Here is a 1,804-nt window from a genome sequence, read left to right as displayed (position 1 = left end):
TATCGCTCACCACGCTCACCACGGCTCGTGGAACGGCCGCACCTCGGCCAGGAACGACCAGGCGTCCTTGGGCTGGTGGGCCAGGTGAAAGACCTCCGCCGCGATCGACCTCGGCGAGATGAAGAAGTCATCCGGTTTGTCGGGCTGCAGCTGGCGCTGCCATGGCACGTCGATCGCGGCGTCGATCACGAGATAAGCGACGTGAATACCCTTGGGGCCAAGGTCGCGGGCAAGCGACTCTGCCAAAATGCGCTGTGCAGCCTTGGTCGGCGCGAAGCCGGCGAAAGAGGCCCGCCCGCGCTGTGCCGAGGTATTGCCGGTGACGATGATCGCGCCTTCGCCAGCCTCAACCATTGATGGCGCGGTGAGCCGTGCGAGGTGGAACAGCGCCATCGTATTGATTTCGAAGTTGTTCTGGAGCGTCTCCGGATCGATGTTCATGAAGGTGCCGAACGCGCCGCCGACGGCATTGTGGACAACCACTTTCGGCATTCCTACCTTCGTAATCGCTGCCGCGAGCGCGGCGGGGTCTGCGACGTCGCAGGGCACCGCCACCGTGCCTGCTATCTCCCGTTCAAGCGCGGAAAGCCTGTCCGCGTCCCTCGCCAGCATCGCTACGCGGTAACCACCATCAACGAAGCGGCGCACCGTCGCTGTGCCGGTGCCGGGGCCGACGCCGGTGACGAGTGCTAGTGGTTTGCTGTTATCGGTCATGCTGCATTCTCCAGTCGCGCAAGCTCTTCACGCACGAATTCCAGTCGGTCGTTGCCGAAGAACATTGCCTCACCGACGAAGATGGTTGGGGAGCCGAACACGCCGCGTTCAACCGCCTCATCGGTGTTGGCGTCGAGACGCGCGGCTACCTCGGCGGCGTCTATCAGGTCGGCAAGTGACGAGGTGTCGATCCCTGCGTCTCGGAGCGCCGCGACTATGGCCTCAGTCGTCGCCAAGGTTTTACCTTCGCTCCAGACGGCGCGATAGAGCGCTAGCGTGACACTGGCCGCCTCTTCCGGGTTTTTCGCGGCCAGCACTGCGCGGGAGAGCGCATCGCCATCGTTCGCACGCATGTCGGAAGGTTTAAGCGGTACTCCGTATCGCTTCGCCCAGCGGGCTAGATCCACCCGCGCGTAGCGACCCTTGGCGGCACAGGTGATGGTGGTAGGCACGTTGCCGACCCGGTCCATGACCTTGAGGATTTGCATCGGCTTTAACGCGATGGCGACGTCCATCTGCCGAAGCTGCGTGAAGGCGAGATAGCTGTAAGGGCTACGGAAATCGTAGAAGAACTCGATGTTCTGGGTCATTGGTCGCCTCCTGCTGACGAGAGAAGCCGGCGCACGGTGTCGTCGGCGCCCGGCCCAGGTCGCAATTCGATGCGATCCAGCGGCACCGCCATGCCGGTCTCAGCATCAACCAAGGCCAGCTTGAGGGATCGGCCTGTCTCACGGTCGATCGTTTCGACCGTTGGCGACCCGAAGCCGCTCGCGTCCCACCGATCGCCCCACTCGCGTAACGCCACGCTCACCTTCCAGAGGTCGCGGCCTTTGCGGGTCAGACGATATTCGTCGCGCGGTGGTCGCTCCTGGTAGCGAACCCGCTCGACGATGCCGGACGCGATAAGATGCTTAAGGCGAGCGGCCAGCGTCGCTGCAGGAATGCCGGTGCTGGCGCGCAGATCGTCGTACCGGCGGAGGCCAAGCGACAGATCCCTGATGACAAGCAGCGCCCAGCGATCTCCAATCAGTTCGAGCGCCCCTGCAATCGAGCAGCGCATACCGGCGAAGGATTTCGGCTTCATTCTCTC

3 protein-coding genes are annotated in these 1,804 nt (G+C 63.5%); all 3 read right to left on the bottom strand.

All coding sequences use genetic code 11. The features are described from left to right. Positions 1 to 15: 15 nt before the first annotated feature. Positions 16 to 714, bottom strand: a complete 699-nt coding sequence (locus tag DDE10_RS23055) for an SDR family NAD(P)-dependent oxidoreductase (RefSeq protein ID WP_114955156.1) — start codon at positions 712 to 714, stop codon at positions 16 to 18. Further along, positions 711 to 1,304 carry a 2-hydroxychromene-2-carboxylate isomerase gene (locus tag DDE10_RS23050; RefSeq protein ID WP_114955155.1) on the bottom strand — a complete coding sequence of 198 codons (594 nt, stop codon included), beginning with the start codon at positions 1,302 to 1,304 and terminating at the stop codon, positions 711 to 713. The genes DDE10_RS23055 and DDE10_RS23050 overlap by 4 nt, the downstream gene beginning before the upstream one ends. Beyond that, positions 1,301 to 1,804: winged helix-turn-helix transcriptional regulator (locus DDE10_RS23045; RefSeq protein ID WP_284734847.1), on the bottom strand; the 504-nt coding region annotated here is incomplete at its 5' end. The genes DDE10_RS23045 and DDE10_RS23050, both read right to left, overlap by 4 nt.

Source organism: Sphingosinicella terrae, assembly GCF_003347635.1.
Classification (GTDB): Bacteria; Pseudomonadota; Alphaproteobacteria; order Sphingomonadales; family Sphingomonadaceae; genus Allosphingosinicella; species Allosphingosinicella terrae.
This window is presented reverse-complemented; position numbering and strand designations above follow the sequence as displayed.

Excerpts from the sequence above, each read along its gene's own strand:
- DDE10_RS23050 (WP_114955155.1), bottom strand. The coding sequence starts at position 1,304 with ATGACCCAGAACATCGAGTTCTTCTACGATTTCCGTAGCCCTTACAGC.
- DDE10_RS23055 (WP_114955156.1), bottom strand. The coding sequence starts at position 714 with ATGACCGATAACAGCAAACCACTAGCACTCGTCACCGGCGTCGGCCCC.